Below are 25,794 nucleotides of genomic sequence, written 5' to 3'. Positions count from 1 at the left end.
TTTCTTAATCTGCGGCAAGCGGTTAACACATCCGTCAGACCTGTTTGGAATAGTCCCCGAGACACGACAGTTCCGGAGAACCCAATGATTATTTGCCACCCGCTGAAACTCATCTTCATCAAGACCAAGAAGGTAGGTGGCACGTCGTTTGAAATTGCCCTGTCCAGCTTTTGCGACGACACAAGCATCATCACCCCGATCTCTCCCGACGACGAAAAGACCCGTTCAGATCTGGGCTATCCCGGTGCGCAGAATCACCGGCACCAGGTCTGGCCGGATGGCTCTGAGACACGCGCCGGTTTCTACAACCACATCCCCGCCGACGAGGCCCGGCAACTGATCCCGCAGGACATCTGGGACAGCTACACCAAGGTCACAATCTGGCGCGATCCGTTTGACGCCATAATCTCCCGATATTACTGGGAAAAAGCCGACGCCGCCGGGATCCCCCTTGGACAGTTCGTGCAACGCTTCCCCGGCATGCTGACCGAAAACGTCCGGATTGCACCGCTGGACGGCCCGTCTGCGCCGGATGTTTTCCTGCGTTATGAACACCTGGAAGAAGACATCGCCGCACTGGGAATCGACGGGTTGTGGGAGCGGTTTTCCAGCTTGCGGGCCAAAGGGGCGTTCCGCCCGAAGTCGGGCACGGATCCCGCCACGCTTTTTGCGCAGCATCCTGGTGCCGCGGACATCGTGGCAAAGAATTGCGCCGCTGAGATCCGCAAGTTCGGCTATACGCGCCCAGGCACCCCGGCGGCAGCTGCCGCCATACCGGAAAAGCCCCGTGCAAACGACTTTATCTTCACCCTTTCAGCCGGGCGCACCGGCACCGCCTGGCTGGCGCAGCTGTTGCGCGACAACCTGGAAATCAACTCTGTGCACGAGCCCCTGGAGGTCGAGGACTTTGGATCGCAAATGCCCGAAATCGGCCACATGCGCACGTTCAACACCCGCGGTATGACTCCGAAGATGCGGAACTTCTGGAATGCGAAACTGGAGCCGCTGGAGGCTCCTTATGCTGAGTCCAATCACGCCTTGGGCAAATGCGGGCTGATCGAGGCATTGGCAGACAGCAGCATCTGCAACCGCACCACCGTGATCATCCTGCGCCGCGATCTGGCCAAGCAATGCGCCAGCTATGCGGGGCGCGGAGATTTCAACAATGTCACGGTGATCTGGCAATGGTACCTTGACGTGAGCTACGGCAACGTGATCGTCAATCCCGGCACTTTCCTGCAACTGGGCCAGATTGGCTGGGCGATCTGGTACGCTCTGGAGATGGAAGCACGCTATGCCTATTACCTTCTGAGCTACGGCCAAAAGATCAACTTTGTCACCGCCCGGCTGGAGGAAGCGACAACGCCGGAAGGCGCCGCCAAGCTGTTGGCGGAACTGGGCCACAGCGGCCCGGTGCTGCTGCCGGGGAAAAAGAATGCAACAGGCAACCCAGGCGATGCGGCGGGAGACCTGACCGCAGAGATCCGAACGCTGCTGAACCGGGTGAACTTCGACCCAATCGCAGCCGCCGCGGCCTATATCAAGTCGGGACGCAGGCTGGATGCGCAGGCCATGAACCGCGCTGCGGCCTGAGGCCTGCACCTGCCCCGCCGTGTTCTGCTTGACCCCGCAGGGAAAATCCGCCTCTTCTCGCAGCAGCAGTTACCGGGGGCAGGCATGACACAGGGCGAAACACGCGCGGGGCTGGCAGCGCTGTGGATGGTAGGGGCCATTGTGTCCTTCTCCGCCATGGCGATTGCCGGACGCGAGGCCGGGCTGACGCTGGACACCTTTGAAATCATGGCCTACCGCAGCCTTGTAGGGGTGGTGATTGTGGTGGCCGTCCTGACCGCCGCGAGCCGCTGGCATCAGGTCCGGCGGCAGCGTCTGGGGGTGCATCTGCTGCGCAACCTGTTCCACTTCACCGGCCAGAATCTGTGGTTCCTGGCGGTGACGCTGATTCCGCTGGCCCAGGTCTTTGCGCTGGAGTTCACCTCGCCGCTGTGGGTGATCATCCTGTCGCCGCTCTTGCTGGGCGAGGCGCTGACGCGGCGGCGCATGCTGGCGGCGGCGCTGGGTTTTGCCGGTATTCTGATTGTCGCGCGGCCCAGTCCGGACACCCTGAACCTTGGCCTGGCGGCGGCGGCCAGCTGCGCCATCTTCTTTGCCCTTACAGCGATCCTGACCAAACGGCTGACCCGGCATGAGAATACCGCATCAATCCTGTTCTGGCTGACGTCCATGCAGCTGGTCATGGGGCTGCTGGCAGCCGGGTGGGATGGAGACATGGCGCTGCCGGATGCTGCCACCCTGCCCTGGCTGGTGCTGATCGGCATCGCCGGGCTGACAGCCCATTTCTGCCTGACCACCGCCCTGTCGCTGGCGCCTGCCAGCGTGGTGGTGCCGGTGGATTTCGCCCGCCTGCCCGCCATCGCCATCCTTGGCATGGTGATCTATGGCGAAGCACTGGATGCCTGGGTGCTGGGCGGTGCAGCCGTTATCTGCATTGCAAATTACCTCAACATAGTTGCAGGCAAGTCCCACAGAACCCGTCAGAGCTGACTGAATCCGGCTAGTTGCCGTGCGGTTAATGTTGATTTGCTGAAATCGGCCCGATTACGTTCGCGTAAAGCGGCTCACCACAGCCGCCAATGAGGGAGGAACAATGAAACGCTATCTTGCAACTTCAGCGGCTTTGGCGCTGGCATCCGGCTCTGCCATGGCAAGCGGTCTGGACCGCACCGGCCAGCCGATCGGGATCATCTTTGAAGAAGGCAACTATGCCGAGTTTTCGTTCGCGACCACGTCGGTGGACCTGTCGGGCAACGACCGCACATCGCTGAACCCGTTCGGCTCTGCCACTGGCGATGTCGGTGAGCGGTTCAACATGTTTGGCGCCGGCTACAAGCGCGATATCAACGAACAGCTGTCGTTCGCCCTGATCTTCGACCAGCCCTGGGGTGTGGATGTGAACTATCCGACCACCGGGTCCCTGCTGCTGGGCGGCACCACGGCACAGGCAGATTCCAACGCGATCACCGCCCTGCTGCGCTACAAGTTCAATGAGCGCTTCAGCGTCCACGGCGGTCTGCGTTACCAGGAGATCGACGGCGAAATCAATCTGCAGGGCGGCGCATACGCCTCAGCCATTCCAGGCGGCACCTACAATGTTAAAGTCGCCAAAGATGGCGCCTTTGGCTGGGTGGCCGGCGTCGCCTATGAGATCCCGGACATCGCCCTGCGTGTTGCCCTGACCTACAGCTCCGAAATCGAGCATGATTTCGATCTGACTGAAAGCTTTTCAGGCTTCCCGGCTGCGAACGGCACCAGCTCAACCAAGACCAAAACACCACAGTCTGTGAACCTGGACTTCCAAACCGGCATCGCCCAGGACACTCTGCTGTTCGGTGGCATCCGCTGGGCCGAGCACAGCGTGACCAATCTGGTTCCTGGCATCTTTGGACGCGACCTGATCGATCTGGATGATTCCGTTACTTACACCTTGGGTGTCGGGCGCGCCTTCAACGAGAAGTGGTCCGGTTCGGTGGCGCTGATCTATTCGGATTCGGACGGCGACAACCTTGTCTCGCCGCTGGCACCGACGCATGGCTATGAAGCAATCCGGGTGGGCGTTCAGTATAAGCAGGACAACATGACCGTTTCTGCCGGCATCCGCTACACCCAGCTGGGCGATGCGGTTGCCTCCCCGGGCGGCAGCCCGGTCACCAACTTTCGGGACAACGACGCGGTCAGCGTGGGCCTGAAGGTCGGCTTCCACTTCTGATCCAGGCCCCTGCCGGGCAGTATGCCCCGCCCCTCCCAGGGGCGGGGTTTTCTTTTGCCGCGGCTCAAGCGCGCATGGAATTGACCCAGCCCGCACGGGTGGCTAGCAAGGCGTGACACCTTCAGGGACTTGAAACTTCCATGCTCTACTCTTCCGCACAGGACTGGCGCGACGCCCCCAGCAAACGGGTGCTGTTCTTTGGCATGTCCGGGCTTGGCAAAACCTATGTCAGCAACGTTCTGCGCGGGGCCGGCAGTTGGTTCCACTATTCCATCGATTACCGCATCGGCACCCGCTACATGGGTGAATACATCGCCGACAACGCCAAGGCCGAGGCGATGAAAGTGCCGTTCCTGCGCGAACTGCTGCTGACGGATTCGATCTTCATCGGCTCCAACATCACATTTGAAAACCTGCGCCCGGTCTCAGCCTATCTGGGCAAGCCCGGCGACACCACCAAGGGCGGCCTTCCGATTGCCGAGTACAAACGCCGCCAGGAACAGTTCCGGGTAGCGGAAATCCGGGCGCTTCTGGACACCGAGTATTTCGAAGGCCGCGCGCAGCAGCTCTATGGCTATCCGCATTTCATCTGCGACACCGGCGGGTCGATCTGCGAATGGGTCGATGCCAATGATCCGAACGACCAGATCCTGTCCGAGCTGAGCAAGCACACGCTGATGGTCTGGATAAAGGGCAGCGAGGAACACACCGCAGAGCTGGTGCGCCGTTTTGACCGCGCGCCCAAGCCGATGTCCTATCAGCCGGAATTCCTGAACCGCGTCTGGCAGGAATACCTTAAGGAAAACAAGATATCTGAGGCGGATGTCGACCCCGATGCCTTTATCCGCTGGACCTATGCCCAGGCGCTGGCGCACCGCCAGCCGCGCTATCAGGCGATGGCGGACAATTGGGGCGTCACGGTGACTGCCAGCCAGATCTCTGCCGTCAAGGATGAGGCCGGTTTCGTGGATTTGATCGCCAAGGCCCTTGAGGCCCGCGGCTAACCCGCTTATCTGAAAACCTCCGCTATATCGTACAACTTTCCGCAAATCAGGATACTGACATGCCCATCAAGATCCCCGCTGACCTGCCCGCCTATGACGTTCTGACGAACGAAGGCGTGATGGTCATGTCGCCGGATCAGGCGGCACGCCAGGATATCCGGGCGCTGCGCATCGGGCTCCTGAACCTGATGCCCAAGAAGATCCAGACCGAGAACCAGTTTGCCCGGCTGATCGGTGCCACACCTCTGCAGATCGAGCTGAGCCTGATCCGGATGACCGAGCATCAGACCAAGAACACCGCGGCTGAGCACATGGAGGAGTTCTATCACTCTTTCCAGGAGGTGAAGCACGAGAAGTTCGACGGGCTGATCATCACCGGCGCCCCGATCGAGCATCTGGACTTTGCAGAGGTCACCTATTGGGACGAGATGCGCGAGGTGTTCGAGTGGACCCAGAACAACGTGCATTCGACCTTTGGCGTCTGCTGGGGCGGCATGGCGATGATCAACCATTTCCATGGCGTGAAGAAGCATATGCTGGACCACAAGGCGTTCGGCTGCTTCCGGCACCAGAACCTGGCACCGGCCTCGCCGTACTTGCGAGGGTTCTCGGATGATTTCGTGATTCCGGTCAGCCGCTGGACGGAGATGAAGCAAGCGGAGGTCGATACCGCCGAGGGGCTCAGGACGCTGCTGGGCAGCGACGAGGTCGGACCCTGCCTGATTGAGGACAAGGCGCACCGGGCGCTCTATATCTTCAACCATTTTGAGTACGACAGCGATACGCTGAAGCAGGAATACGACCGCGACGTGGCCAATGGCACCCCGATCAACGTGCCGGGCAACTATTACCCGGACGATGATCCCAGCCGCCAGCCGCAGAACCGCTGGCGCAGCCATGCGCATCTTCTCTATGGCAACTGGATCAATGAGATTTACCAGACGACGCCTTATGAGCTGGATGAGATCGGCCGCTAGGATGCTGATCTGGGCAGGCCTTGCTGTGGCAGCGGGGGCTGCCCTGACCCACTGGCAGGCGGGCCGGCGCGAAGCCGCTGCTGAGGCCCGCCACCCGGCGCAAGGCCAGGTTCTGGTGGTAGGCAGCCACCGGGTGCATGTGGTGGAGATGGGGCAGCCCAAGGGCAGCGCGCCGGATCTGGTGCTGCTGCATGGCTCCAGCGGAAACACCCGCGACATGACGTTCCGGCTGGCGCCGGCGCTGGCGGAGGAGTTCCGCATCCTGATCTTCGACCGCCCGGGCCTGGGCTATTCCAGCCCGTTGAACGGCACGGGCGCAACCATTCGCCAGCAGGCGGACGTGCTGCGCCAGGCCGCAGCGCAGATGGGGGCCGAGAAGCCCGTCGTGCTGGGCCAAAGCTATGGCGGTGCTGTGGCGCTGGCCTGGGCGGTGGATCACCCCGAAAGCGTCTCTGCCCTGGTTTCGGTATCCGGGGTGGCTTACCCGTGGACAACACCGCTGGATCCGCTCTACCGCCTCACCTCCTCGCGCTTTGGCAGTGCGGTGGCGGTGCCGCTGCTGGCGGCTTATGTGCCGGATGCCGTGGTCAGCCGCTCCCTGCAGGAGATCTTTGCCCCGCAAGCGGTGCCGGAGGGATACGCGGAACACTTTGGCACCCGCCTGTCGCTGCGGCGCAACTCGCTCAGGGCCAATGCCAGGCAGCGGGCGAACCTGCTGGAGGAAGTGACGGAGCTTTCACAGCATTATGGCCGCATCACGGTGCCGCTGGAGGTGATCCACGGCACCGAGGATGATCTGGTCAGCCTCAATCTCCATGCCGAAGGGCTGGCCCGCAACGTGGACAGCGCGCGCCTGACGCTGCTGGAAGGCATCGGCCACATGCCGCAGCACGTCGCAACGGAAGATGTCGCCGATGCGGTGCGCCGCGCGGCGGAACGCGCGCATTTGCGTTAAAGCGATTCACATTCCATACTTCCTTCCCATATAAGGGGTTGAGGACAGAAGGGTTTTGCACATGCCGCTGCCGTTTGACGGGGCCATCAGCCGCTTTTTTCAGAGCGGCGCACCGGAGGAGATCCGCGAGGCCATCAAGGGCGCGGACAAGGATGAAATCCTCAGCCCCAGCTATCCGCACAGGAAGCTGATGAAGCGCAAGGCCTATGACAAAGAGCTTGAGGCGCTGCAGATTGAACTGGTCAAGCTGCAGTCCTGGGTCAAATCCAGCGGTGCGCGGATTGCCATCGTCTTTGAGGGCCGCGACGCGGCCGGCAAGGGCGGCACCATCAAGCGGTTCCGCGAGAACCTGAACCCGCGCGGGGCGCGCGTCGTGGCGCTGTCCAAGCCCACCGAAGCGGAACAGACCCAGTGGTATTTTCAGCGCTATGTGCAGCAGCTGCCCTCGGGCGGCGAGATCGTGTTCTTCGACCGCAGCTGGTACAACCGCGGTGTGGTGGAAAAGGTGTTCGGTTTCTGTACGGATCAGCAGCGGGAGCGGTTCTTTGACCAGGTTCCTGGATTTGAAGCGGCTTTGGCAGAGGACGGCATCCACCTGTTCAAGTTCTGGCTGAACGTGGGCCGGGCCGAACAGCTGCGCCGCATTCTGGCACGCGAATCCGACCCGCTGAAACAGTGGAAGCTGAGCCCGATCGACGTGAAGGGGCTGGAGAAATGGGACGGCTACAGCGCTGCCATTTCAGAGACCTTCGCGCGCAGCCACAACGCCGAAGCGCCCTGGACAATCATCCGCTCGGATGACAAACGGCGGGCGCGGCTGGCGGCAATGCGCAACGTGCTGCACGCGATTGATTACACCAGCAAGGACGCCAAGGCCATCGGCGCTTTGGACACCGAAATATGCGGAGGCCCGGACATCTGGGATGCCTAAACGCGGTTATCATCACGGCAACCTGCGCCAGGCGCTGGTCGAAGCCGCCCTGCAGCTGATCGAGGCCAAGGGGCCGACCGGCTTTACCCTGTCGGAGGCCGCCAAGCAGGCCGGTGTCACCCCGGCGGCGGTCTACCGCCATTTTGAAGGGCGCGAGGACCTGATCGCGGAAGCCTCGCGCCAGGGCTACGTGATGTTTGCCGACCTGATGCAGCATGCCTATGACAAGTATCAGCCCTCGGCTCTGGCAGCGTTTGAGGCGACGGGGCGGGCCTATCTGGCTTTTGCCCGCAAGCATCCCGGCCACTACATCTCTATGTTCGAAAGCGGCATCTCGGTGAACCGGACGCCGGAACTCGCCGATGCTGCCGCCCGTGCACGGGGCATTCTGGAGCGCGCCGCGGCGGACCTCAGCCAGCATATCCCGGCAGAGAAACGCCCGCCGGCCTCGATGTTCTCGGCCCATGTGCTGGCGATGAGCCATGGGGTGGTGGAGCTTTACGCGCGCAACTCTCCCGGTGCCGCCTCGCCGTTCCCGCCGGAGGATCTGCTGGAAAGCGGCATCGGCATCTACCTGCGCGGGCTGGGGCTGATCGGGCCGGACAACTAATCCAGCAGCTAGAACCGGCCGCTGGGCTGTGGTGCGCTCAACTCATCGCCAACGTTCACGAGGTTCACCTCGCCGATGCCCTTGATGTCCTCAGGGCCGATGTCGGTGACGTGGAATTCCTCTGACAGGGCGTCCTTCATATCCTCGGGCGCGACGATTTTCATCGGGTTGGCAAAGACTTGCAGCCGCGAGGCGAGGTTCACTGCGGGGCCGAAGACGTCATAGACGTATTTCTGGATACCCACCACCGACCCCACAGCAGAGCCGGTGCCAAGGCCGATCCGCGCCTGCCACTTGTGCTGATGGCTTTGATTGCGCCGGTCCAGGTAGCGCAGGAAACGGGTGGCGCAATGGGCCACGGCGGTGGCATGGTCCGGCGTCGGCTCCGGCATGCCCGCAACCGCCAGATAGGCGTCACCGATGGTCTTGATCCGCTCGCAGCCGTATTGCTCGACGATGCGGTCGAATGCGGTGAAGATGTCGTTCAGCTCTCCCAGCGTGACCGTCGGATCAGTGCGGGAGGCAAAGTCGGTGAAATTCACGAAATCCAGCATCACCACCGACACTTTGGGGTAAAGCTGCGGGGTGACCACGCCAAAGGTCTTGAATTCCTCATAGACAGAACGCGGCATCAGGTTCAGCAGCAGCCGCTCCACCCGCTCTTTTTCGCGCTCCAGTTCGCGGGTGTTACGCTCCACCATTGTGGAATAGCTGTCGATCATGCTCTCCAGCTCGCGGATGCGGGTGATGTTCTGGCATTCGACCACCAGCAGCGCCTCGTTCAGGTGGCTGGCTTGCGAGATGTTGATGGCGAACACCAGCGTGCGGCGCTTGCGTTTGATCTTCAGCTCCGCCGAATAGCGCAGCCCCTCGTCACAGAGCGGCCCAAGGTCCTCCGGTTGCAGGCCGTCGATAGCATCGGTCAGCGCCGCGCCCTCGCCCGGAGTGCCGAACCATTCTGCAAAGGGCTGATTGTGAAAGACAAAACCAAGATCTGACGCCCGCACCACAGCCACCCCGACGCCAATTGCGCGCAGCAATTGTTCATTGATGGCGGCAATGCTCATGCCGCTTCCCGGGTGACGATGATGCTGCGTTTGCCCTCAATGGCGCTGAGCGTGGTGCGGATATCCGGCTCTGACAGGCCATGCTGTTCCAGCGCCTCTTTCAGCAGCGCGCCCATTTCGTCGAAATCTTCGTGGCTGATGCCCAGGGCTCTGTGCACCGCCTCCAGCCGGTCGTCGCTGAAGGAGGCCGGGCCGCCCAGCAGCGAGGAAATGAACTTGGTCTGGTGATCAATCAGCCGCGCCATGTCAACATCGGCGAAGTAGTCGCCGATCTGGTCGGAGTCGAGCGCCAGTTCGTAAAAGGTCATTACGACCCGGCTGATGGCGCTGAACCCGCCGTATTTCTCGTAGATCGTTTGCGGCATGACAGCTGTCCCCCATCAGGAAGCGGTCCGCCCATGTTACGCTATTTTTGCGAAAATGTTAACGCCCGGGCACCGCAGGGGCATCCCGGGCTGGCTTGCACTCTGAAAACCAAAGGTTTTTCAGCCCGCTGCGCAGTCAGGCCGCGCTTTCGTCCGTGAAGGTCACCAGATCGCTGACAATGCATTGCAACCCCTCGATCAGGTCCAGCGTGGGCTGTGTGGACAGCAGCGGGGCCATTTCCTGGATCAGCGGCAGCGGCAGATCCCACCAGCGCAACGCCAGAAGTTTTTCGCAGACCGCGCTGTCGAAGCGCTTGCGCACAAGCTGCGCCGGGTTTCCGGCCCAGACCTCATAGGCGCCGACATCGCCGGTTACGGTCGCATTGGGGCTGATCACAGCGCCATCACCAATCGTCACCCCGCCCAGCAAGGTCGCATTGGCACCGATCCAGACGTCATTGCCGATCACCACATCCCGGCAGACCGGCTGCGGAACATGAGTGCCGGACCCGCCCAGATGGCTGGTAAAGGCTTCGCCGAAGGGAAAGGCAGAGATCCGGTCCAGCGCTGGGGACTGATCCAGCATCACCCGGACACCGCGCCCGATCGAACAGAAGGAGCCCACCATCACATTGGCACCATCGCCCTGCCCCTCGATCTCCAGATCCTCATAGCCATGGGTGAAGCGGCCGATTTCCAGTTTTCCGTTGCCGATCGGGGCAGTCTTGAATTGGTCTGGTGATGTCATGCTGTTCTGCCTTCCGGTTCCCGTCCTAGGAGTTCCGGGCCACCCTAGGCAGTCTTTCTAAAGGAACCCTGAAGGCGGCTATAAATCCGCGGCACCAGAGCAGCGCCAGAAACGCAAAAGGGCCCGCCAGCGGCGAGCCCTTCCAAAAGCATGTGTTTCCAGCTTAGCGCTTGGAGAACTGGAACGAACGGCGGGCTTTGGCCTTACCGTATTTCTTACGTTCCACAACGCGGCTGTCGCGGGTCAGGAAGCCGGCCGCTTTCAGCGCGCCGCGCAGCGACGGATCGTACAGCTGCAGGGCTTTGGAAATGCCGTGCTTGACCGCACCGGCCTGACCGGACAGGCCGCCGCCTTTGACGGTGGCGTAGACGTCAAACTCGCCTTCGACGCCGGCAACCTGGAACGGCTGGCGCAGGATCATCTGCAGCACCGGACGGGCGAAGTACTTGTTGATTTCCTTGCCGTTCACCTCGACCTTGCCGGAGCCCGGCTTGATCCAGACGCGGGCAACAGCGTCTTTGCGCTTGCCGGTGGCATAGGAGCGGCCTAGTTCGTCACGAACCGGCTCACGCGCGATGGTTTCTTCAGCCACTGCTTCCACACCGGTTGCAGCTGCGAGCTCTTCAAGAGTGTTGATCTGATCAGCCATCGGTATCAGCTCCGGGTGTTTTTCTTGTTCATGGATGCAACATCCAGAACTTCAGGTGCCTGGGCTTCGTGCGGGTGCTCGGCACCAGCGTAAACGCGCAGGTTGGTCATTTGCTGACGCGACAGGCGGTTGCCCGGCAGCATACGCTTGACGGCTTGGGTCACAACGCGCTCCGGGTGTGCACCTTCCAGGATTTCCTGTTTGGTGCGCGACTTGATGCCGCCCGGGTGGCCGGTGTGCCAGTAGAAGTGCTCTTCGCGCTTCTTGCCGGTCATCTGCACCTTGTCGGCGTTGATGATGATGACGTTGTCGCCCATGTCCATATGCGGAGTGAAGGACGCTTTGTGCTTGCCGCGCAGGCGCATGGCAACGATCGAGGCAAGACGGCCCAGAACAACGCCCTCGGCGTCGATCAGGATCCACTTCTTCTCGATATCTGCCGGAGTAGCAGAGAAGGTTTTCATGGCAGGTCAATCCTGTTTGTCGTGAAGGCAGAATCCCAAAGGTCATCGGCCTGAATTCGATGGACGGGGTTTACGGGCATCCCAAGCCCCAGTCAATACAAGCAAACAAGATTAAACCGTTACAAAACAATGGTTTAAAAAATAGGTATTATAATACCCCATAAAATCACACGCTGATCTGTTCCGGCGGGTTGTCCAGCAGGGCGCGCAGGCGCTGCATCGCCTCCTCGAACTGTTTCAGCGGCACATGCGCGTTGATGGCGATGCGCACCGCATGGGGCGCGCGGCCGTCGCGCAGGGCGAACTCATCTGCCGAGCGGATCTGGACACCATTGGCCTCTGCAGCGCGGGTAAATGCGGCGGCGCGCCAGCCGGACGGCAGTTTCAGCCAGAGGAAGGGCACTTCCGGATTCCAGGTCAGGTCAAAACCGCCGAGCGCGTTGACCGCAACCCTCACATAGCGGGCCATTTCATTGTTCACGGCTTTCACCAAGCCAGGCAGCCGCGGATCGCTGAGCAGGATCCGCACAAGTTCCGCCAGCGGCTGGGCCAGGCCGAAATAGCCGTATTCTGCCACCCGGCGCAGATCCGCCGCCCGCCCTTCCGGCGCCAGGGCGAAGCCGACGCGCAAGGCCGGCGTCAGGATCTTGGAGATCGAGGACACATGCCAGGCCAGTTCCGGCGCCAGCGCCCGGTAGCTGGGCGCGCGCGAGTCCCCAAGGCGGTAACAGTCGTCCTCGACAATCTGCACGCCATGGCGGCGGGCGATTCGGACGATTTCCTTGCGGCGCTCCAGCGGCGTGAACAGTCCGGTGGGATTATGCACCTCTGGGCTGGTGCAGATGACGGAGGCACCGGATTTGCGGATTGCCAGCTCCATCGCATCCGGGCGGATGCCATGTTCATCCATCGCGACCTCAACAACCTGCGCCCTGAGCAGCTCCGCCGCGCGGCGGAAACCCGCATAGGTCAGATCCTCCACCATGATTACCGGCTGCGGGCCTTGCAAGATTGCCTGCAGCGCAACCATGATGGCGTTTTGGCCGCCATGGGTCAGCACCACGTCCTTTTCACTGACCGGGCCAACCGGCGCCTTTGCGATCCAATCCGCAGCAGCCTGGCGCACCGGCTTATAGGCATCACGGGTCGGGTAGTTCAGGAAATTCCGCGCCTCGCCCTCGGCCACTTTGTGCAGCGCTTCGCGCACCGCTGACACCTGCCCCATGTCGGCAATCCGCGGGCTGAACAGGCTGACATGGCCGGGAACGCGCGCCTCCAGCAGATGCAGCTCCCGCGACCATACGTCATCGGGCACCGGCTTCTTCTTTTCGGCTACGAAGGTGCCGCGCCCGACCTCCGCTTCAAGCACGCCCTCATCGGTCAGAATGCTGTAGGCCCGGGCAACGGTGCCCGGAGTTATGCTCAACTGATACGCGAGATCCCGGACCGGTGGCAGCTTTGTACCAATTTTCAAACTGCCCATTTCGACAGCAGAGCGGATTGTATCTGCGACCTTTTTTGTACTTGGGACCTTTTGTCTCACCCAGAGCTTGCGGCCAAATTGTACCCATTACAATCCATCCTTGGACAACCTATCACCCCCTTTGTATCAAAACATCACGACAAATCAACAGGATTGTATCAACACAATACGAAGGAAGCCTCTCATGGCACAGCATATGCAAATGGCACAATCGAACATGTCCTATCTGAACAGCCGCCCGGCCCTGCCGGTGCTGGCGCAATGGGCCGTCTCCTTTGCCGTGCTGGTGACCAAGTGGAGCCTGCGCCATCGCACACGAACCCATTTGAAACACCTGAGCGACACGCAGCTGAAAGACATCGGGCTGTCCCGTGAAGACGCCCATTATGAAGCCACTCTTCCGTTCTGGCGCCCGTGATCCCCTGGGCAAAAGAACAACCTGACGGCCGGGGTTCGCCCCGGCCTTTTTTATTCGCACCTTGGCGCCCGCAACGGTGACCCTTGCAGCCGCCGCACCACACATCTGCTCTTGGCCCCGCCCCCGCGCTTTGCTAGGCGCAGCGGAACGAAACCATATTTGGCAGATTTGATGCAGCGCGACCCCATTCTTGTTGTAGACCGCGAGACCGGCGAGACCTTTGAAGAGGCGGTGCTGGGCGAAAAATGGATCCGCTGGGCCTATCAGAACGCCAGTGCACGGCCGGTGGAAAAGCTGCTGTTCCGCTCCTCCCTGATCAGCCGGCTGATGGGCGCCTGGTTCGATTCCCGGTTCTCCAAGAGCAAGATCGCCGCAGTGGTTGACGAGCTATCCATCGACATGAGCGAGGCCACCGCCCCGGCGGACAGCTATGGCTGCTTCAACGACTTCTTCGTGCGCCATCTGAGGCCAGAAGCCCGCCCCTTCAGCGCGGACCCGAAAGACATTGTATCGCCGGCTGATGGCCGGGTGCTGGTGTTCCCGGAACTGGCAGAGGACGTGTTTGTTCCGGTCAAGGGCTATCCGATGTCGGTGCGCACCATGCTGCCCGGCATTGCGGAGCGATTCATCGGCGGTGCGCTGGCGATCGTGCGCCTGTGCCCGGCGGACTACCACCGCTACCACTTCCCGGCCGCGGGCCGCATCACCGCAGCACAGGGCGTTCCCGGCGCACTGCATTCGGTCAACCCGATTGCACTAGGCGCGGGGCCGGATGTTTTCGGCGAGAACAAGCGGACCTGGACGCTGATCGAAACCGAGAACCTGGGCAGCTACTGCTTTGTCGAGGTCGGCGCCTTTGGCGTCGGCTCCATCGTCAACACCCGCACTTCGGGCACCGTGCAGAAGATGGACGAGAAGGGCTATTTCAAGTTCGGCGGCTCCACCGTGGTGGTGGTATTCGAGCCGGGCAAAGTGCAGTTCTCCGATGATCTGGTCGCCAACAGCGCCAAAGGCCGGGAAACCCTGGTCAAGGTGGGTCAGCCTTTCGCCACCGCCCTTTAGCGTTTCGGCGGGATCGAATAGGTCATCGAGGCGCGGGCCACCGGCTCTGCCATGCCCTCGGAATAGATCAGCACATCGGCCACCGCCAGCACACGGCCCAGCTTCAGCAGCCGCGCCTCGCCAATGAGGTCAGCACCGGCCGCGGGCTTGCGCATGAAATCGAGCGAGCAATTGGTGGTCACGGCCAGCGCCTCCTGCCCCAGATGCGCCAGGATCAGCGCGTAGACCGCGCAATCGGCCAGCGCAAACATCGATGGGCCGGACACCGTGCCGCCGGGCCGCAGGTGCTTCTCTGCCGTCAAGAGCCGCATCCGGAGGTGATTTTCCTCCATCGTTTCGATGGCAAAGTCATCCCGCACCTGCGGAAAAATCTCATGCAGGTATTCCGTCAGACCTGCGACATCAAATGCCAGCGCCATGCTTTCCCTTTCCGTTCGCCCCGCCTAGAGTTGCCCCCGGATTTGCGAGGAGGGCAAGATGGCAATTCTGGAACGTCACGACACAGGTGCAATTGCGCGGCTCACCATGAACACGCCGGAGAAGCTGAACGCGCTGTCGGATGAGATGCTGGCCGCGCTGCAGCAACAGATCGATGCCTTGCGCGAAGACAGCCGCATCAAGGTTGTGATCCTGTCCGGTGCAGGCAAGGCGTTCTGCGCTGGCCATGATATCAAGCAGATGACCGCGGGCCGCACTGGCGAGGACGGCGGCAAGGGGTATTTCCAGGATCTGTTTGCGCGCTGCACAAGCGTGATGACGGGGCTGCAATCCCTGCCCCAGCCCGTCATTGCCCAAGTTCACGGTATTGCCACCGCGGCGGGCTGCCAGCTGGTGGCCTCTTGCGATCTGGCGGTGGCGGCGGAGGGCACCCGGTTCGGCGTCAACGGCGTGAACATCGGCTTGTTCTGCTCCACCCCGATGGTGGCGCTGTCACGGAATATCCCGCGCAAACAAGCGTTCGAGCTGCTGACCACCGGCGAGTTCGTCGAGGCCGCGCGCGCCGTGGAACTCGGCCTGGCCAACCGTGCCGTGCCGCTGGAGGACTTGGAGGCCGAGACCACGCGGCTGGCGGAAACCATTGCCTCCAAACTCGGAGCGGCTGTGAAGATCGGCAAGCAGGCGTTCTACGAGCAGCTGCAGATGCCGCTGGACCAAGCCTATGCCTATACCAGCCGCGTGATTGTCGAAAACCTGATGCACCGCGACACCATCGAAGGCATGGCCGCCTTTATCGAAAAGCGCGCGCCTGACTGGCAGGAGTGAGTTTTTCCGAAAATTTACGGAAAGCTTTAGGCTTTGTTTACCAATCGGAACGTAATGTTTCCGTAATAAGCCAAATGCCCGGCTTTCAATTCGGGCAGAAAGATGGCAGATATTGGGCAAGGTCGCAGACCGGCACAATTTGGGCTGCTGCTGCAGAAGGGTCCCTCCAACCGGTTCTCTCACCCCGGTGATCCATTCCTGCAGCGGCGGCCCCAAATCCCCCCCCTCCCGCTTTGAACGCCCGCCCACGGCTTCCCGCTCGCCCCAAGCCTGTTGCACGCGCGCGCCCCCTGCCCTATGTGGCGGGCATGACAGATCATTCGGCACAGACATTGCATATCGTGGGCGGCGGCATGGCCGGCTCGGAAGCGGCCTGGCAGGCGGCAAACATGGGTGTACAGGTGGTGATCCACGAGATGCGCCCCAAGGTGGAAACCTTTGCCCACCAAACCGGCAACCTGGGCGAGATGGTGTGTTCGAACTCCTTCCGCTCGGACGATGACGAGCAGAACGCCGTTGGCCTGCTGCACTGGGAAATGCGCGCCGCAAACGGGCTGATCATGACCACCGCGGATGAGCACCGGCTGCCCGCCGGCGGCGCATTGGCCGTGGACCGGGACCCCTTTGCCGAAACGGTGACCGCCAAGCTGAAGGCGCATCCGAATGTCACGGTTTCTTACGAAGAAATCACCGAACTGCCGACAGAGGGCCATTGGATCTTTGCAACCGGGCCGCTGACATCGCCGGAGCTGGGCAAGGCGATTCAGGCCGAAACCGGGGCCAAGGCGCTGGCCTTCTTTGATGCCATCGCGCCGATTGTCTATGCGGAAAGCATCGACATGTCGCAGGCCTGGATGCAGTCCCGCTATGACAAGGGCGAAACCGAGGAAGAGCGCACCGCCTATCTCAACTGTCCGATGGACAAGGACCAGTATGAGGCCTTCATCGACGCGCTGCTGGCCGCCGAGAAGACCGAGTTCCACGAAGGCGAGACCGCAGGCTACTTCGACGGCTGCCTGCCGATCGAGGTGATGGCCGAACGCGGCCGCGAAACCCTGCGCCACGGGCCGATGAAGCCGGTGGGGCTGACCAACCCGCATCAGCCGGAGGTCAAGGCCCATGCGGTGGTGCAGCTGCGCCGCGACAATGCGCTGGGGACACTGTTCAACATCGTTGGCTTCCAGACCAAGATGAAATACGGCGCCCAAACCGAAGTCTTCAAGATGATCCCCGGCCTGGAGAACGCCAGCTTTGCCCGCCTTGGCGGCATCCACCGCAATACCTTCCTGAACTCGCCCACCCTGCTGGACAGGCAGATGCGGCTGAAGTCGAAGCCCAACATCCGCTTTGCCGGCCAGATCACCGGCGTCGAGGGCTATGTGGAAAGCGCCGCCATGGGACTGCTGGCAGGCCGCCTGGCAGCGGCTGAAATCCTGGGCCAAGTGCTGCCGGAAGTGCCGCAGGACAGCGCCATGGGCGCGCTGATCCACCACATCACCGGCGGTGCCGAGGCCAAGACCTTCCAGCCGATGAATGTGAACTTCGGCCTGTTCCGCCCGGTCGACGGGTTGAAGGGCGGCCGCCGCGGCCGCAAGGACCGCTACAAGGCTTATACCGACCGCGCCAAGGATGTCTGGCAGGATTGGCTGAAAAACTTTTCCTAGACGAAAAGCCGTGTCCGCGCCTAAGCTTTTTCCATGACCGAGAAGTTTCTGGACAAGGCCTATGGCCTTGAAACACCGGAAGCGACCCTGGAACACTACAACCAATGGGCCGCTTCCTATGACGCCGAAATTGCCGAGAACGGTTACGCGACACCGGGCCGTATCGCCGGGGCATTGGCAAAATTTCAATCTGACCTGAGCGAGCCGGTGCTGGACTTCGGCTGCGGCACCGGCCTGTCCGGCCTTGCGCTGCGGCGGCAGGGGTTTGAGATTATCGACGGCATGGAGCCCTCCGGCGAGATGCTGGCACAGGCGCGCAGCAAAGGTGCCTACAGAGAACTCACACAGATTGATGTGGCTGATCCGCGGCCCATCCGGCAAGGTTCCTACCGTCTGGTCACCGGTTGCGGCGTGCTGGGCACAGGCGCGGCCCCGCCGCCCGTTTTCGACATGATCATGCATGCGCTGCCACGGGGCGGCTTATTCACTTTCTCCTTCAATGATCACGCCTTGGCAGACCGGGCATTCACTGGAAAGCTCAACGAATGGCTGGACTGTTCCGCAGCGCGGCTGCTATTTCGGGAACACGGGGAGCACCTCCCCGGAATGAACCTGAAATCCACCGTCTATGTAATTGAGAAAGCGTGACATTCACCACACGTTTTGCGCCGTCGCCGACCGGACCGCTGCACCTGGGCCACGCATATTCGGCGATGCTGGCACATGATATGGCGATGTCAGAAGGCGGCACCTTCCTGCTGCGCATCGAAGACATCGACCAGTCGCGTGCGCGCCCCGAATGGGAGGCGCAGATTTATGAGGACCTGCACTGGCTGGGCCTCAGCTGGCCCGAACCGGTCATGCGCCAGTCAGAGCGGCTGCCCAGCTACCAGGCCGCGCTCGACCAGCTAGCTGCACTGGGTCTCACTTATCCTTGCCGTTGCAACCGGGCCGACATAGAGGCCGCGGCTGGCGCGCCGCAGGAAGGCGTGCCGCAATTCGGGCCCGACGGGCGCATTTACCCCGGCACCTGCCGCAGCCGGCAGCCGTCAGAGGCCACGGGCCAGGACGTAATCCGGCTCAACATGCAGAAAGCCGTCCGCGCCGCGGATTTGCGCAGTTTCACGGAGACCGGGCCGGCCTTCCCGGGCACGCACGCACTGGACGCAGATACGTTGATCTCAAGCGTCGGCGACATCATCCTGGTTCGCAGAAACATGGGCAGCTCCTACCACATGTCGGTGGTGGCGGACGACGCGGACCAGGGCATAACGCACGCCGTGCGTGGTGCCGACCTGTTCGAGGCGACCCAGATCCACGTCCTGCTGCAATGCCTGCTGGACCTGCCCACACCCATTTACCACCACCACCATCTTATCCGCGATGACTCTGGCAAACGCCTCGCCAAACGCGACGATGCGCGTGCCATCGCCAAATACCGAGCCGAAGGCGCCACCCCGCAGGATATCCGGGAAATGGTGGGTCTGCCGCCTTCCCCTCGCTGAAAACATCCCCGCCGGAGGCAAGCCCGGCAGGGCCGCACCCGAAGCGGATCAGCTCATCGGCTTCATCAGCTCAACCTCTTCCCCGTCCCGCACCGCGGTATAAAAACAGGTCCGCCGGTTGGTGTGACAGGCCGCCCCGGTCTGGCGCACCAGCGCCAGCAGGCAGTCGCGGTCACAGTCGATGCGAAGGTCCACCAGTTCCTGCACATGGCCGGAGGTCTCGCCCTTGATCCAGAATGATTGCCGGGAGCGCGACCAATAGGTGACCCTGCCGGTCTCCAGCGTCTTCGCCACCGCATCGGCATTCATCCAGGCCATCATCAGCACCTCGCCGGAGGTGTCGTCCTGCGCAATGCAAGGGATCAGCCCGGCATCGTTGTAGGTCAGGCTGGCGGGATCAAAGGACATGTCTAAAAACCTTTTGCATCTGCTGTTCGGCTCCCTATGTATGGGGAACCTGCAAAATGGGAAAGACCGGGAAAGCGATGTCTGGCGATAGTGATCTGATCAAGCTGTATTCCTCGCGCATCTTGGCGCTGGCCGCCGACATCCCGCATCTGGACCGGCTGCAGGCACCGGATGCCACGGTCAAGAAGCGCTCGCCGCTGTGCGGCTCTGCGGTGACGGTCGACATCAAAGTCGAGGATGGCCGGATCACCGATTTCGGCCAGGACGTGAAAGCCTGCGCGCTGGGACAGGCCTCTGCCGCTGTGGTCGGTGCCAATGCAGTTGGCCGCTCGCTGGCAGAGGTGGAAACCGCACGCGACCAGCTGAAGGCCATGCTGACCCAGGACGGTCCGGTGCCGGATGCCCCGTTTGACGGGCTGGAGGTGCTGCAGCCTGCGCGTGAATTCAAGAACCGCCATGCCTCGATCATGCTGGCGCTGGAGGCGACGCTGGAAGCCATGCAAACCGCCGCCAAGGAGCAGTGCGCCTAAGAGGCCGCTGGTATTTTCGCTGCATTATTTGCAACGCGCGCAGCTCCGCTTTTAAGCGGAAGCTTTCACTTGTGTTCTTTGCACATGAAAAAAACCGCCGCACATCCGGGCAGATGGCGGCGGCAGTGATGCTCTGCTGTGCGGGACCCGGGCGGGCCAGGCAGGATCTTGAGGCGATTCAGTCGAAGATCGGGCCGCGGGGGATCGGGACAGGCGGTTGATCCCCTAAAACAGTCCGGGACAGGAAAGGGCCGGCCCGGCACAGCAGAAGCATTCAGGAAAACGGTACAGGCGTCAGAACAGCCCCGGCAGATGCAGCGCCGCCACCAGCATCACCATCAGAGAGGCCGCGCCGATGGCGTCCTGCAGCAGGGTTGAGTGGGCGTTTTGAATGGTGGTTTTGAGCTGTGCAATCATGGCTCGGGCCTCCTCCAGTCTGTGATGCTGCGCTCTGGCAATCTTGTTGCCTCTTTGTTCTCATTTTCAGGCGCGCCTGTAAAGAACTTTTTGAGAACATTTGCGAACACAGGAGAACACCCACGCGGAACACCCGCGTGACAGCAGCTTAACCCACTGAAATCAAACGAATCGCCTGATCCTGTTTCATCAGCCACAACAGAACGCGCGCCGCCTTGCCGCGCTCGCCTTCCAGCCTAGGATCAGCAGCCAGCAGTGCCCGCGCATCGCTTTGCGCCACCGCCATCAGCCCGGCCTGGCGTTCCAGATCGGCAATCTGGAATCGGGGCAACCCGGATTGCGCGGTACCGATCATGTCGCCCGCGCCGCGCATCTGCAGGTCGGTTTCCGAGATCCGGAACCCGTCCTCAGTCTCGCGCAGCACCTCCAGCCGTTTGCGGCCGCCCTCGGTCAGCGGCGGCTGGTACATCAAGAGGCAGGTCGACTCTGCACTTCCGCGCCCCACCCGGCCGCGCAGCTGGTGCAACTGGGCAAGGCCAAAGATCTCTGCCCGCTCAATTACCATGATTGAGGCATTGGGCACGTTCACCCCGACCTCGATCACCGTGGTCGCCACCAGAACCTTGGTCTTTCCTTCAACGAACGCCGCCATAGCCGCGTCCTTTTCAGCCGGCGGCATCTGGCCATGCACCAGACCCGCCGTGCCTTCGCCAAGGATGGCGCGCAGATGCTTGAAGCGTTCCTCCGCCGCTGTCAGGTCGCTCAGCTCGGATTCGTCGACCAGCGGGCAAACCCAATAACATTGCCGCCCCTCAGCAATCGCCTTGCGCAGATGGTCGACCACTTCCTGCATCCGTTCGGTGCTGATCACCGCCGTCTTTACGGGCTTGCGCCCCGGTGGTTTCTCATCCAGCACAGAAACATCCATGTCACCGTATTGCGCCAGCGCCAGCGAGCGCGGGATCGGTGTAGCGGTCATCACCAGAACATCTGCACCCTTGCCCTTTTCAGCCAGTTCCATCCGCTGACGCACACCAAAGCGGTGCTGTTCATCAACAATGGCCAGGCGCAAGTCGCGGAATTCCACGTCCTGCTGGAACACCGCATGGGTTCCGACCAGGATATGAATATCGCCGCGTTTCAGGGCCGCCAGTTTGGCCTTGCGCTCAGCGCCCTTGTCACGGCCCGTCAGGATCTCAATCACGACGCCCGCATCTTCGGCCAGCGGTGCAAGGCCTTCCATATGCTGCTGCGCCAGAATGCCGGTCGGGGCCATCATCACCCCCTGCCCGCCTGCTTCAACAGCAACCAGCAAAGCCATGAAAGCAACCAGTGTTTTCCCCGCACCCACATCCCCCTGCAGCAGCCGGTTCATACGCTTGCCCGAGGCCATATCGGCTGAGATTTCCTCGATCGCGCGGGCCTGCGCACCTGTAGGACGGTAGGGCAGCGCCTGCAGAACCTTTGATTGCAAGCGGCCGGTGGCAACACTTTGAATGCCGCGGGCCTTGCGTTCCTTCTGGCGGGCCAGCGCCAGGGTCAGCTGATGGGCAAACAGCTCATCATAGGCCAGCCGCGCCCGCGCCGGTACCTGCGGGCTGAGGTCATCGGGCCCCTGCGGCGCATGGGCAGACTGCAGAGCGTCATGCCAGGCAGGCCAGTTTTCCCGCAGCATCTGCGTCGGGTCGATCCATTCCGCCAGCTCCGGAGCCCGTGACAGCGCGCTTTGTGCCGCCTTGTACATGGTCTTTTGCGTGACCCCATGGGTCAGGCTGTAGACCGGTTCGAACTCCGGGATCCCGTGCGCCTCTTCCACAGGCAGCATGTGATCCGGATGCACCATCTGCGCCAAGCCATCAAACAGTTCCAGCTTGCCCGAAACCACCCGCCGGGCGCCTTCGGGCAGCTGCGCCTCAAGATAGCGGCTGCGACCATGGAAGAAGACCAGCTGAAACTCAGTCTCCGCATCCTCTGCATGAATGCGGTAAGCGCCGCCGCGGTTGCGCGCCGGGCGGTGGCGGCCAATGGTCACCTCCACGGTCACCGTGGCGGGCAGGTCCACCCCGCGGATAGTGTCGCGGCGGCGGCGGTCGATCACCGAATAAGGCAGCGAAAACAGCAGGTCGCGCGGCGTTTCGATATCAATCTGGCTGAGATTCTGCGCCGTTTTCGGGCCGACGCCCTGCAGGGTCTCGGCGCCGGCAAACAGCGGAAACAGGATCTCGGGACGCCCGCTCATGCCTCTGCGATCAGCTCCAGCCAGCCGTCTTCGTCCATCGTCCGGATACCCAGTTCCGCGGCCTTCTTGGCTTTGGAGCCGGCACCCGGTCCCGCCACCAAAATATCGGTTTTCTTGGAAACAGAGCCTGAGACCTTGGCCCCCAGCGCCTCTGCCCGGGCTTTGGCTTCGGCCCTGGTCATCTTCTCCAGCGTGCCGGTGAAGACAACGGTCTTGCCCGCTACCGGACTATCCGCCGCAGGGGCATCGGGCGGAACGATGGCCAGTTTTGCGATCAGCCGGTCGAAGGCCGCGCGCTCCTCTGCGTTGGCAAAGGCGTCACACAGGGACAGTCCCAGAACCGCGCCGATGCCGTCCACACCGATGAGGTCGGCCCAAGCCGCGGCGGCCTCCGGCGGAACGTCGCAAGCCGCAACAGCTGCAGCCCGTGTTTCCGAGATCTTTGCGCGCCGCCCTTCGACGGCAGCCTTCTGGCGTTCGGCCTCCTCAGCCTCATCCGCGGCCCGGTGTGCCAAGGAGGCGGGGCGGGCCGCGTCGATTGCATCGGCCATTGCCTGCCAATCCAGATAGTGCAGCGCCAGATCGCGGCCTGCGACCTCGCCAGCGTGGCGGATGCCAAGGGCAAAGATCAGCTTGGCCAGCGCGATTGTGCGCTTTTCCTCGATCGCTGCAAACAAGTTCTCCGCTGATTTCTCACCCCAGCCTTCACGGTTCTTCAACTGCTGCAGGCCGGAGCCGTAATTTGCTTGCAGATCAAAGATATCCGCAGGCTCCTTGATCCAGCCATCGCTGTGGAACTGCTCCACCTGCTTGGCACCCAGACCTTCGATATCAAAGGCTGCGCGGGACACGAAATGCTTCAGTTTCTCCACCGCCTGGGCGGGGCAGATAATGCCGCCCGAGCAGCGGCGCACCGCATCGCCCTCTTCCCGTTCGGCAGGGCTGCCGCACTCGGGGCAGATATGCGGAAACTGGTAGGCTTCTGCGCTCTGCGGGCGCTTGGACAGGTCGACGTCCGCCACCTTGGGGATCACATCGCCCGCACGGTAGATCTGCACCCAGTCGCCGATACGGATGTCCTTGCCGCCGCGGATTTCCTCTCCCTTGGAATCCCGGCCCAGGATGTAATCCTCGTTGTGCAGCGTTGCATTGGACACAACCACACCGCCAACCGTCACCGGGCTAAGCCGCGCCACCGGGCTCAGCGCGCCGGTGCGGCCGACCTGAATGTCGATGGCTTCCAGCCGGGTCCATGCGAGTTCGGCCGGGAATTTATGAGCAATCGCCCAGCGGGGCGTGGTGGAGCGGAACCCCAGCCGCGCCTGCAATGCCAGATCGTTGACCTTGTAGACGACGCCGTCGATGTCATAGCCCAGCGTCGCACGCTGTTCCTCTATGCTGCGGTAATGGCGGATCATTTCCTCGGTGGAGGCACAGAGCCGGGTCAGCGGATTGGTCTGAAAACCCAGGGACTTCAGCCGTTCGATTGCCTCCATCTGGGTCTCTGCCAGCGGTGCGCTCAGCTCTCCCCAGCTGTAGGCAAAGAACCGCAAAGGACGCGCACGGGTGATCTCTGCATCCAGTTGCCGCAAGGAGCCCGCAGCCGCATTGCGCGGGTTGGCAAATGTCTTGCCGCCGCGTTCTTCGTGCCGGGCATTCAGTGCCTCGAAATCCGCGTGGCTCATGTAGACTTCGCCACGCACTTCCAGAACGTCCGGCGCCCCTTCCAATTGCTGCGGGATGTCGGCAATGGTGCGGGCGTTGGCGGTCACGTTCTCGCCAATGCTGCCATCTCCGCGGGTCGCGGCCTGGATCAGCGTGCCATTTTCATAACGCAGGGACAGCGACAGCCCGTCAATTTTGGGCTCCGCCGTGAAGGCCAGCGCATCCGCCGGGCTGAGGCCGAGGTACTTGCGGATGCTGCGGTCGAAGTCCGAAACGTCTTCATCCTCAAAGGCGTTGCCCAGCGACAGCATCCGCACTGAATGGGCAATCTTGCCAAAGCCTGAGGCCGCTGGTGCGCCCACTGCATCCAGCTGGGTGGCCGCTTCCGCGAGTTCAGGGAAAGCATCCGCAAGAGCCCGGTAGCGGCGCTTCAGCGAATCATATTCCGCATCACTGATTTCCGGCGCGTCGTCCTGATGATAGGCCAGATCCGCCGCCCGCAGCTGTTTCTCAAGCGCTTGAAACTCTGCCTCAGCATCTGCTGCCGTCAGGCTGGCCACGTCTCTTTCTGTCATTTCTGCCACGCGCGGTCCCTCTTCGTTCTCACCTTCGGTGATAAGGCTCTGCGCCCGCCGCGTCCAGCGCATCTGACAACCCGCGCAGCCGGAAGATAAAAACAAAAAGACCCGCCGATTGGCAGGTCTTTGCAACCGGTGGCACGCCTTCACGCGCCACCCGGGTGTTCATCCTTTCAGGCGCCGACAGCCATCCGCTGACCGCCCGACAGATGATCCTCCTGCGGATCGCGCAGCACATAGCCGCGGCCCCAGACGGTTTCGATATAGTTCTCGCCATCTGTTGCGTTGCTGAGTTTTTTACGCAACTTGCAGATGAAAACATCGATGATTTTCAGTTCCGGTTCATCCATGCCGCCATAAAGGTGGTTCAGGAACATCTCCTTGGTCAGCGTGGTGCCCTTACGCAAGGACAGAAGCTCCAGCATCTGGTATTCCTTGCCGGTCAGATGCACCGCCTTGCCGCCGGCCTCCACCGTCTTGGCGTCCAGGTTGACCGCGATCTTGCCGGTCTTGATGATCGACTGCGAATGGCCCTTGGAACGGCGGATGATCGCATGGATCCGCGCCACCAGTTCCTCGCGGTGGAAGGGTTTGGTCAGGTAGTCGTCCGCACCAAAGCCGAAGCCCTTGATCTTGTTGTCGGTATCGTCGGCACCCGACAGGATCAGAATGGGCGTTTCGATGCGCGACATGCGCAGCTGGCGCAGCACCTCATGGCCGTTCATATCCGGCAGCCCCAGATCCAAAAGGATCAGGTCATAGTCGTATAGTTTGGCCAGATCGATCCCTTCTTCCCCCAAATCTGTCGTGTAAACGTTCAGATTGGCATGAGTCAGCATCAGCTCGATGCTTTTTGCCGTGGTCGGATCATCCTCAACCAGCAGAATGCGCATATTATTTTCTCCGCCTGTACACTGTTTCCCTCAGGTCGCGTTAACCTTGGTGGAAAAAAGTTAATGCCTCGTTACCATGATGGTTAATTTAGAATTTCAACTCAAGGGCGGCCTG

General features: G+C 61.8%; 26 protein-coding genes and 1 pseudogene. 15 read left to right on the top strand and 12 right to left on the bottom strand.

The features are described from left to right. Positions 1-84: 84 nt before the first annotated feature. The 8 genes from K3725_RS07695 to K3725_RS07660 all read left to right on the top strand — a co-directional run bounded on the left by K3725_RS07695 (position 85) and on the right by K3725_RS07660 (position 8,261). Complete coding sequence (locus tag K3725_RS07695) at positions 85-1,593, top strand: hypothetical protein (protein ID WP_260018205.1); 1,509 nt, start codon at positions 85-87, stop codon at positions 1,591-1,593. An 84-nt stretch (positions 1,594-1,677) separates the two neighbouring features. Next, positions 1,678-2,562, top strand: a complete 885-nt coding sequence (locus K3725_RS07690; RefSeq protein ID WP_260018204.1) for a DMT family transporter — start codon at positions 1,678-1,680, stop codon at positions 2,560-2,562. A 103-nt stretch (positions 2,563-2,665) separates the two neighbouring features. Further along, positions 2,666-3,784, top strand: coding sequence for an outer membrane protein transport protein (locus tag K3725_RS07685; protein ID WP_260018203.1), 1,119 nt, complete (start codon positions 2,666-2,668; stop codon positions 3,782-3,784). Positions 3,785-3,924: 140 nt separating this feature from the next. After that, complete coding sequence (locus tag K3725_RS07680; RefSeq protein ID WP_260018202.1) at positions 3,925-4,788, top strand: ATPase; 864 nt, start codon at positions 3,925-3,927, stop codon at positions 4,786-4,788. 59 nt (positions 4,789-4,847) lie between these two features. Then, entirely contained in the window at positions 4,848-5,765 is a 918-nt protein-coding gene (gene metA / locus K3725_RS07675) for a homoserine O-succinyltransferase (RefSeq protein WP_260018201.1), read from the top strand. Position 5,766: 1 nt separating this feature from the next. Then, positions 5,767-6,720, top strand: coding sequence for an alpha/beta fold hydrolase (locus tag K3725_RS07670; RefSeq protein ID WP_260018200.1), 954 nt, complete (start codon positions 5,767-5,769; stop codon positions 6,718-6,720). Between the two features lie 61 nt (positions 6,721-6,781). Further along, positions 6,782-7,651: a polyphosphate kinase 2 gene (gene ppk2 / locus K3725_RS07665; protein WP_260018199.1), complete on the top strand. Its 870-nt coding sequence runs from the start codon at positions 6,782-6,784 to the stop codon at positions 7,649-7,651. Continuing rightward, positions 7,644-8,261 carry a TetR/AcrR family transcriptional regulator gene (locus tag K3725_RS07660; protein WP_260018198.1) on the top strand — a complete coding sequence of 206 codons (618 nt, stop codon included), beginning with the start codon at positions 7,644-7,646 and terminating at the stop codon, positions 8,259-8,261. Before ppk2 ends, K3725_RS07660 begins: the two co-directional genes overlap by 8 nt. A gap of 8 nt (positions 8,262-8,269) precedes the next feature. Here K3725_RS07660 and K3725_RS07655 read toward each other — a convergent pair whose 3' ends face one another. From K3725_RS07655 to K3725_RS07630, 6 genes and pseudogenes are all read right to left on the bottom strand, one after another. Continuing rightward, the gene (locus K3725_RS07655; RefSeq protein WP_260018197.1) at positions 8,270-9,328 is read right to left on the bottom strand and encodes an adenylate/guanylate cyclase domain-containing protein; all 1,059 of its coding nucleotides are present in this window, start codon (positions 9,326-9,328) and stop codon (positions 8,270-8,272) included. Then, entirely contained in the window at positions 9,325-9,693 is a 369-nt protein-coding gene (locus K3725_RS07650; protein WP_260018196.1) for a group 1 truncated hemoglobin, read from the bottom strand. The genes K3725_RS07655 and K3725_RS07650 overlap by 4 nt, the downstream gene beginning before the upstream one ends. 136 nt (positions 9,694-9,829) lie before the next feature. Continuing rightward, the gene (locus K3725_RS07645) at positions 9,830-10,441 is read right to left on the bottom strand and encodes a CatB-related O-acetyltransferase (protein ID WP_260018195.1); all 612 of its coding nucleotides are present in this window, start codon (positions 10,439-10,441) and stop codon (positions 9,830-9,832) included. A 163-nt stretch (positions 10,442-10,604) separates the two neighbouring features. Further along, a complete protein-coding gene (gene rpsI, locus K3725_RS07640) occupies positions 10,605-11,090 on the bottom strand; it encodes a 30S ribosomal protein S9 (protein WP_039178184.1) in 486 nt (161 codons plus the stop codon). Positions 11,091-11,095: 5 nt separating this feature from the next. Next, entirely contained in the window at positions 11,096-11,554 is a 459-nt protein-coding gene (gene rplM / locus K3725_RS07635) for a 50S ribosomal protein L13 (protein ID WP_260018194.1), read from the bottom strand. A gap of 166 nt (positions 11,555-11,720) precedes the next feature. Then, a pseudogene (locus K3725_RS07630) lies at positions 11,721-13,125 on the bottom strand (PLP-dependent aminotransferase family protein). Between the two features lie 96 nt (positions 13,126-13,221). Here K3725_RS07630 and K3725_RS07625 point away from each other — a divergent pair. Next, the gene (locus K3725_RS07625; protein WP_260018193.1) at positions 13,222-13,455 is read left to right on the top strand and encodes a DUF1127 domain-containing protein; all 234 of its coding nucleotides are present in this window, start codon (positions 13,222-13,224) and stop codon (positions 13,453-13,455) included. A gap of 171 nt (positions 13,456-13,626) precedes the next feature. After that, the gene (gene asd / locus K3725_RS07620) at positions 13,627-14,517 is read left to right on the top strand and encodes an archaetidylserine decarboxylase (protein ID WP_260018192.1); all 891 of its coding nucleotides are present in this window, start codon (positions 13,627-13,629) and stop codon (positions 14,515-14,517) included. Here asd and K3725_RS07615 read toward each other — a convergent pair. Continuing rightward, on the bottom strand, positions 14,514-14,936 hold the full coding sequence (locus tag K3725_RS07615) for a PaaI family thioesterase (protein ID WP_260018191.1): 423 nt from the start codon (positions 14,934-14,936) through the stop codon (positions 14,514-14,516). The genes asd and K3725_RS07615 overlap by 4 nt on opposite strands. 58 nt (positions 14,937-14,994) lie before the next feature. On the opposite strand from K3725_RS07615, the gene K3725_RS07610 reads away from it, so the two are divergent. The 4 genes from K3725_RS07610 (at position 14,995) to gluQRS (ending at position 18,949) form a co-directional block, all read left to right on the top strand. Then, complete coding sequence (locus K3725_RS07610) at positions 14,995-15,780, top strand: enoyl-CoA hydratase (RefSeq protein ID WP_260018190.1); 786 nt, start codon at positions 14,995-14,997, stop codon at positions 15,778-15,780. 308 nt (positions 15,781-16,088) lie between these two features. Further along, a complete protein-coding gene (trmFO, locus tag K3725_RS07605; RefSeq protein WP_260018189.1) occupies positions 16,089-17,444 on the top strand; it encodes a methylenetetrahydrofolate--tRNA-(uracil(54)-C(5))-methyltransferase (FADH(2)-oxidizing) TrmFO in 1,356 nt (451 codons plus the stop codon). Positions 17,445-17,477: 33 nt separating this feature from the next. Further along, positions 17,478-18,092: a class I SAM-dependent methyltransferase gene (locus tag K3725_RS07600; protein WP_260018188.1), complete on the top strand. Its 615-nt coding sequence runs from the start codon at positions 17,478-17,480 to the stop codon at positions 18,090-18,092. Continuing rightward, positions 18,089-18,949, top strand: coding sequence for a tRNA glutamyl-Q(34) synthetase GluQRS (gene gluQRS / locus K3725_RS07595; protein WP_260018187.1), 861 nt, complete (start codon positions 18,089-18,091; stop codon positions 18,947-18,949). The genes K3725_RS07600 and gluQRS overlap by 4 nt, the downstream gene beginning before the upstream one ends. A gap of 48 nt (positions 18,950-18,997) precedes the next feature. Here the strand turns inward: gluQRS and hisI are convergent, their stop codons facing one another. Continuing rightward, a complete protein-coding gene (hisI, locus tag K3725_RS07590; protein ID WP_260018186.1) occupies positions 18,998-19,357 on the bottom strand; it encodes a phosphoribosyl-AMP cyclohydrolase in 360 nt (119 codons plus the stop codon). A gap of 77 nt (positions 19,358-19,434) precedes the next feature. Between hisI and K3725_RS07585 the strand changes: the two genes are divergently transcribed. After that, positions 19,435-19,887 (top strand): iron-sulfur cluster assembly scaffold protein, encoded by a 453-nt coding sequence (locus K3725_RS07585; RefSeq protein ID WP_260018583.1) that lies wholly within the window; start codon positions 19,435-19,437, stop codon positions 19,885-19,887. Between the two features lie 294 nt (positions 19,888-20,181). On the opposite strand, the gene K3725_RS07580 is transcribed toward K3725_RS07585, so the two are convergent. The 4 genes from K3725_RS07580 to ctrA form a co-directional block, all read right to left on the bottom strand. Beyond that, entirely contained in the window at positions 20,182-20,304 is a 123-nt protein-coding gene (locus tag K3725_RS07580; protein WP_260018185.1) for a hypothetical protein, read from the bottom strand. 148 nt (positions 20,305-20,452) lie between these two features. Continuing rightward, complete coding sequence (recG, locus tag K3725_RS07575) at positions 20,453-22,543, bottom strand: ATP-dependent DNA helicase RecG (RefSeq protein ID WP_260018184.1); 2,091 nt, start codon at positions 22,541-22,543, stop codon at positions 20,453-20,455. Continuing rightward, on the bottom strand, positions 22,540-24,783 hold the full coding sequence (ligA, locus tag K3725_RS07570) for an NAD-dependent DNA ligase LigA (RefSeq protein ID WP_260018582.1): 2,244 nt from the start codon (positions 24,781-24,783) through the stop codon (positions 22,540-22,542). Before ligA ends, recG begins: the two co-directional genes overlap by 4 nt. A gap of 176 nt (positions 24,784-24,959) precedes the next feature. After that, positions 24,960-25,679: a response regulator transcription factor CtrA gene (ctrA, locus tag K3725_RS07565; RefSeq protein ID WP_260018183.1), complete on the bottom strand. Its 720-nt coding sequence runs from the start codon at positions 25,677-25,679 to the stop codon at positions 24,960-24,962. Between the last annotated feature and the right edge of the window lie 115 nt (positions 25,680-25,794).

It is taken from the genome of Leisingera sp. S132 (assembly GCF_025144465.1).
In the GTDB taxonomy this organism is placed as follows: Bacteria; Pseudomonadota; Alphaproteobacteria; order Rhodobacterales; family Rhodobacteraceae; genus Leisingera.
Note: the sequence above shows the minus strand (reverse complement) of the source record. Positions and strands in the feature narration are given on the sequence as shown.

Excerpts from the sequence above, each read along its gene's own strand:
- K3725_RS07695 (WP_260018205.1), top strand. The coding sequence starts at position 85 with ATGATTATTTGCCACCCGCTGAAACTCATCTTCATCAAGACCAAGAAG.
- K3725_RS07690 (WP_260018204.1), top strand. The coding sequence starts at position 1,678 with ATGACACAGGGCGAAACACGCGCGGGGCTGGCAGCGCTGTGGATGGTA.
- K3725_RS07685 (WP_260018203.1), top strand. The coding sequence starts at position 2,666 with ATGAAACGCTATCTTGCAACTTCAGCGGCTTTGGCGCTGGCATCCGGC.
- K3725_RS07680 (WP_260018202.1), top strand. The coding sequence starts at position 3,925 with ATGCTCTACTCTTCCGCACAGGACTGGCGCGACGCCCCCAGCAAACGG.
- metA (WP_260018201.1), top strand. The coding sequence starts at position 4,848 with ATGCCCATCAAGATCCCCGCTGACCTGCCCGCCTATGACGTTCTGACG.
- K3725_RS07670 (WP_260018200.1), top strand. The coding sequence starts at position 5,767 with ATGCTGATCTGGGCAGGCCTTGCTGTGGCAGCGGGGGCTGCCCTGACC.
- ppk2 (WP_260018199.1), top strand. The coding sequence starts at position 6,782 with ATGCCGCTGCCGTTTGACGGGGCCATCAGCCGCTTTTTTCAGAGCGGC.
- K3725_RS07660 (WP_260018198.1), top strand. The coding sequence starts at position 7,644 with ATGCCTAAACGCGGTTATCATCACGGCAACCTGCGCCAGGCGCTGGTC.
- K3725_RS07655 (WP_260018197.1), bottom strand. The coding sequence starts at position 9,328 with ATGAGCATTGCCGCCATCAATGAACAATTGCTGCGCGCAATTGGCGTC.
- K3725_RS07650 (WP_260018196.1), bottom strand. The coding sequence starts at position 9,693 with ATGCCGCAAACGATCTACGAGAAATACGGCGGGTTCAGCGCCATCAGC.
- K3725_RS07645 (WP_260018195.1), bottom strand. The coding sequence starts at position 10,441 with ATGACATCACCAGACCAATTCAAGACTGCCCCGATCGGCAACGGAAAA.
- rpsI (WP_039178184.1), bottom strand. The coding sequence starts at position 11,090 with ATGGCTGATCAGATCAACACTCTTGAAGAGCTCGCAGCTGCAACCGGT.
- rplM (WP_260018194.1), bottom strand. The coding sequence starts at position 11,554 with ATGAAAACCTTCTCTGCTACTCCGGCAGATATCGAGAAGAAGTGGATC.
- K3725_RS07625 (WP_260018193.1), top strand. The coding sequence starts at position 13,222 with ATGGCACAGCATATGCAAATGGCACAATCGAACATGTCCTATCTGAAC.
- asd (WP_260018192.1), top strand. The coding sequence starts at position 13,627 with ATGCAGCGCGACCCCATTCTTGTTGTAGACCGCGAGACCGGCGAGACC.
- K3725_RS07615 (WP_260018191.1), bottom strand. The coding sequence starts at position 14,936 with ATGGCGCTGGCATTTGATGTCGCAGGTCTGACGGAATACCTGCATGAG.
- K3725_RS07610 (WP_260018190.1), top strand. The coding sequence starts at position 14,995 with ATGGCAATTCTGGAACGTCACGACACAGGTGCAATTGCGCGGCTCACC.
- trmFO (WP_260018189.1), top strand. The coding sequence starts at position 16,089 with ATGACAGATCATTCGGCACAGACATTGCATATCGTGGGCGGCGGCATG.
- K3725_RS07600 (WP_260018188.1), top strand. The coding sequence starts at position 17,478 with ATGACCGAGAAGTTTCTGGACAAGGCCTATGGCCTTGAAACACCGGAA.
- hisI (WP_260018186.1), bottom strand. The coding sequence starts at position 19,357 with ATGTCCTTTGATCCCGCCAGCCTGACCTACAACGATGCCGGGCTGATC.
- K3725_RS07585 (WP_260018583.1), top strand. The coding sequence starts at position 19,435 with ATGTCTGGCGATAGTGATCTGATCAAGCTGTATTCCTCGCGCATCTTG.
- K3725_RS07580 (WP_260018185.1), bottom strand. The coding sequence starts at position 20,304 with ATGATTGCACAGCTCAAAACCACCATTCAAAACGCCCACTCAACCCTG.
- recG (WP_260018184.1), bottom strand. The coding sequence starts at position 22,543 with ATGAGCGGGCGTCCCGAGATCCTGTTTCCGCTGTTTGCCGGCGCCGAG.
- ligA (WP_260018582.1), bottom strand. The coding sequence starts at position 24,783 with ATGACAGAAAGAGACGTGGCCAGCCTGACGGCAGCAGATGCTGAGGCA.
- ctrA (WP_260018183.1), bottom strand. The coding sequence starts at position 25,679 with ATGCGCATTCTGCTGGTTGAGGATGATCCGACCACGGCAAAAAGCATC.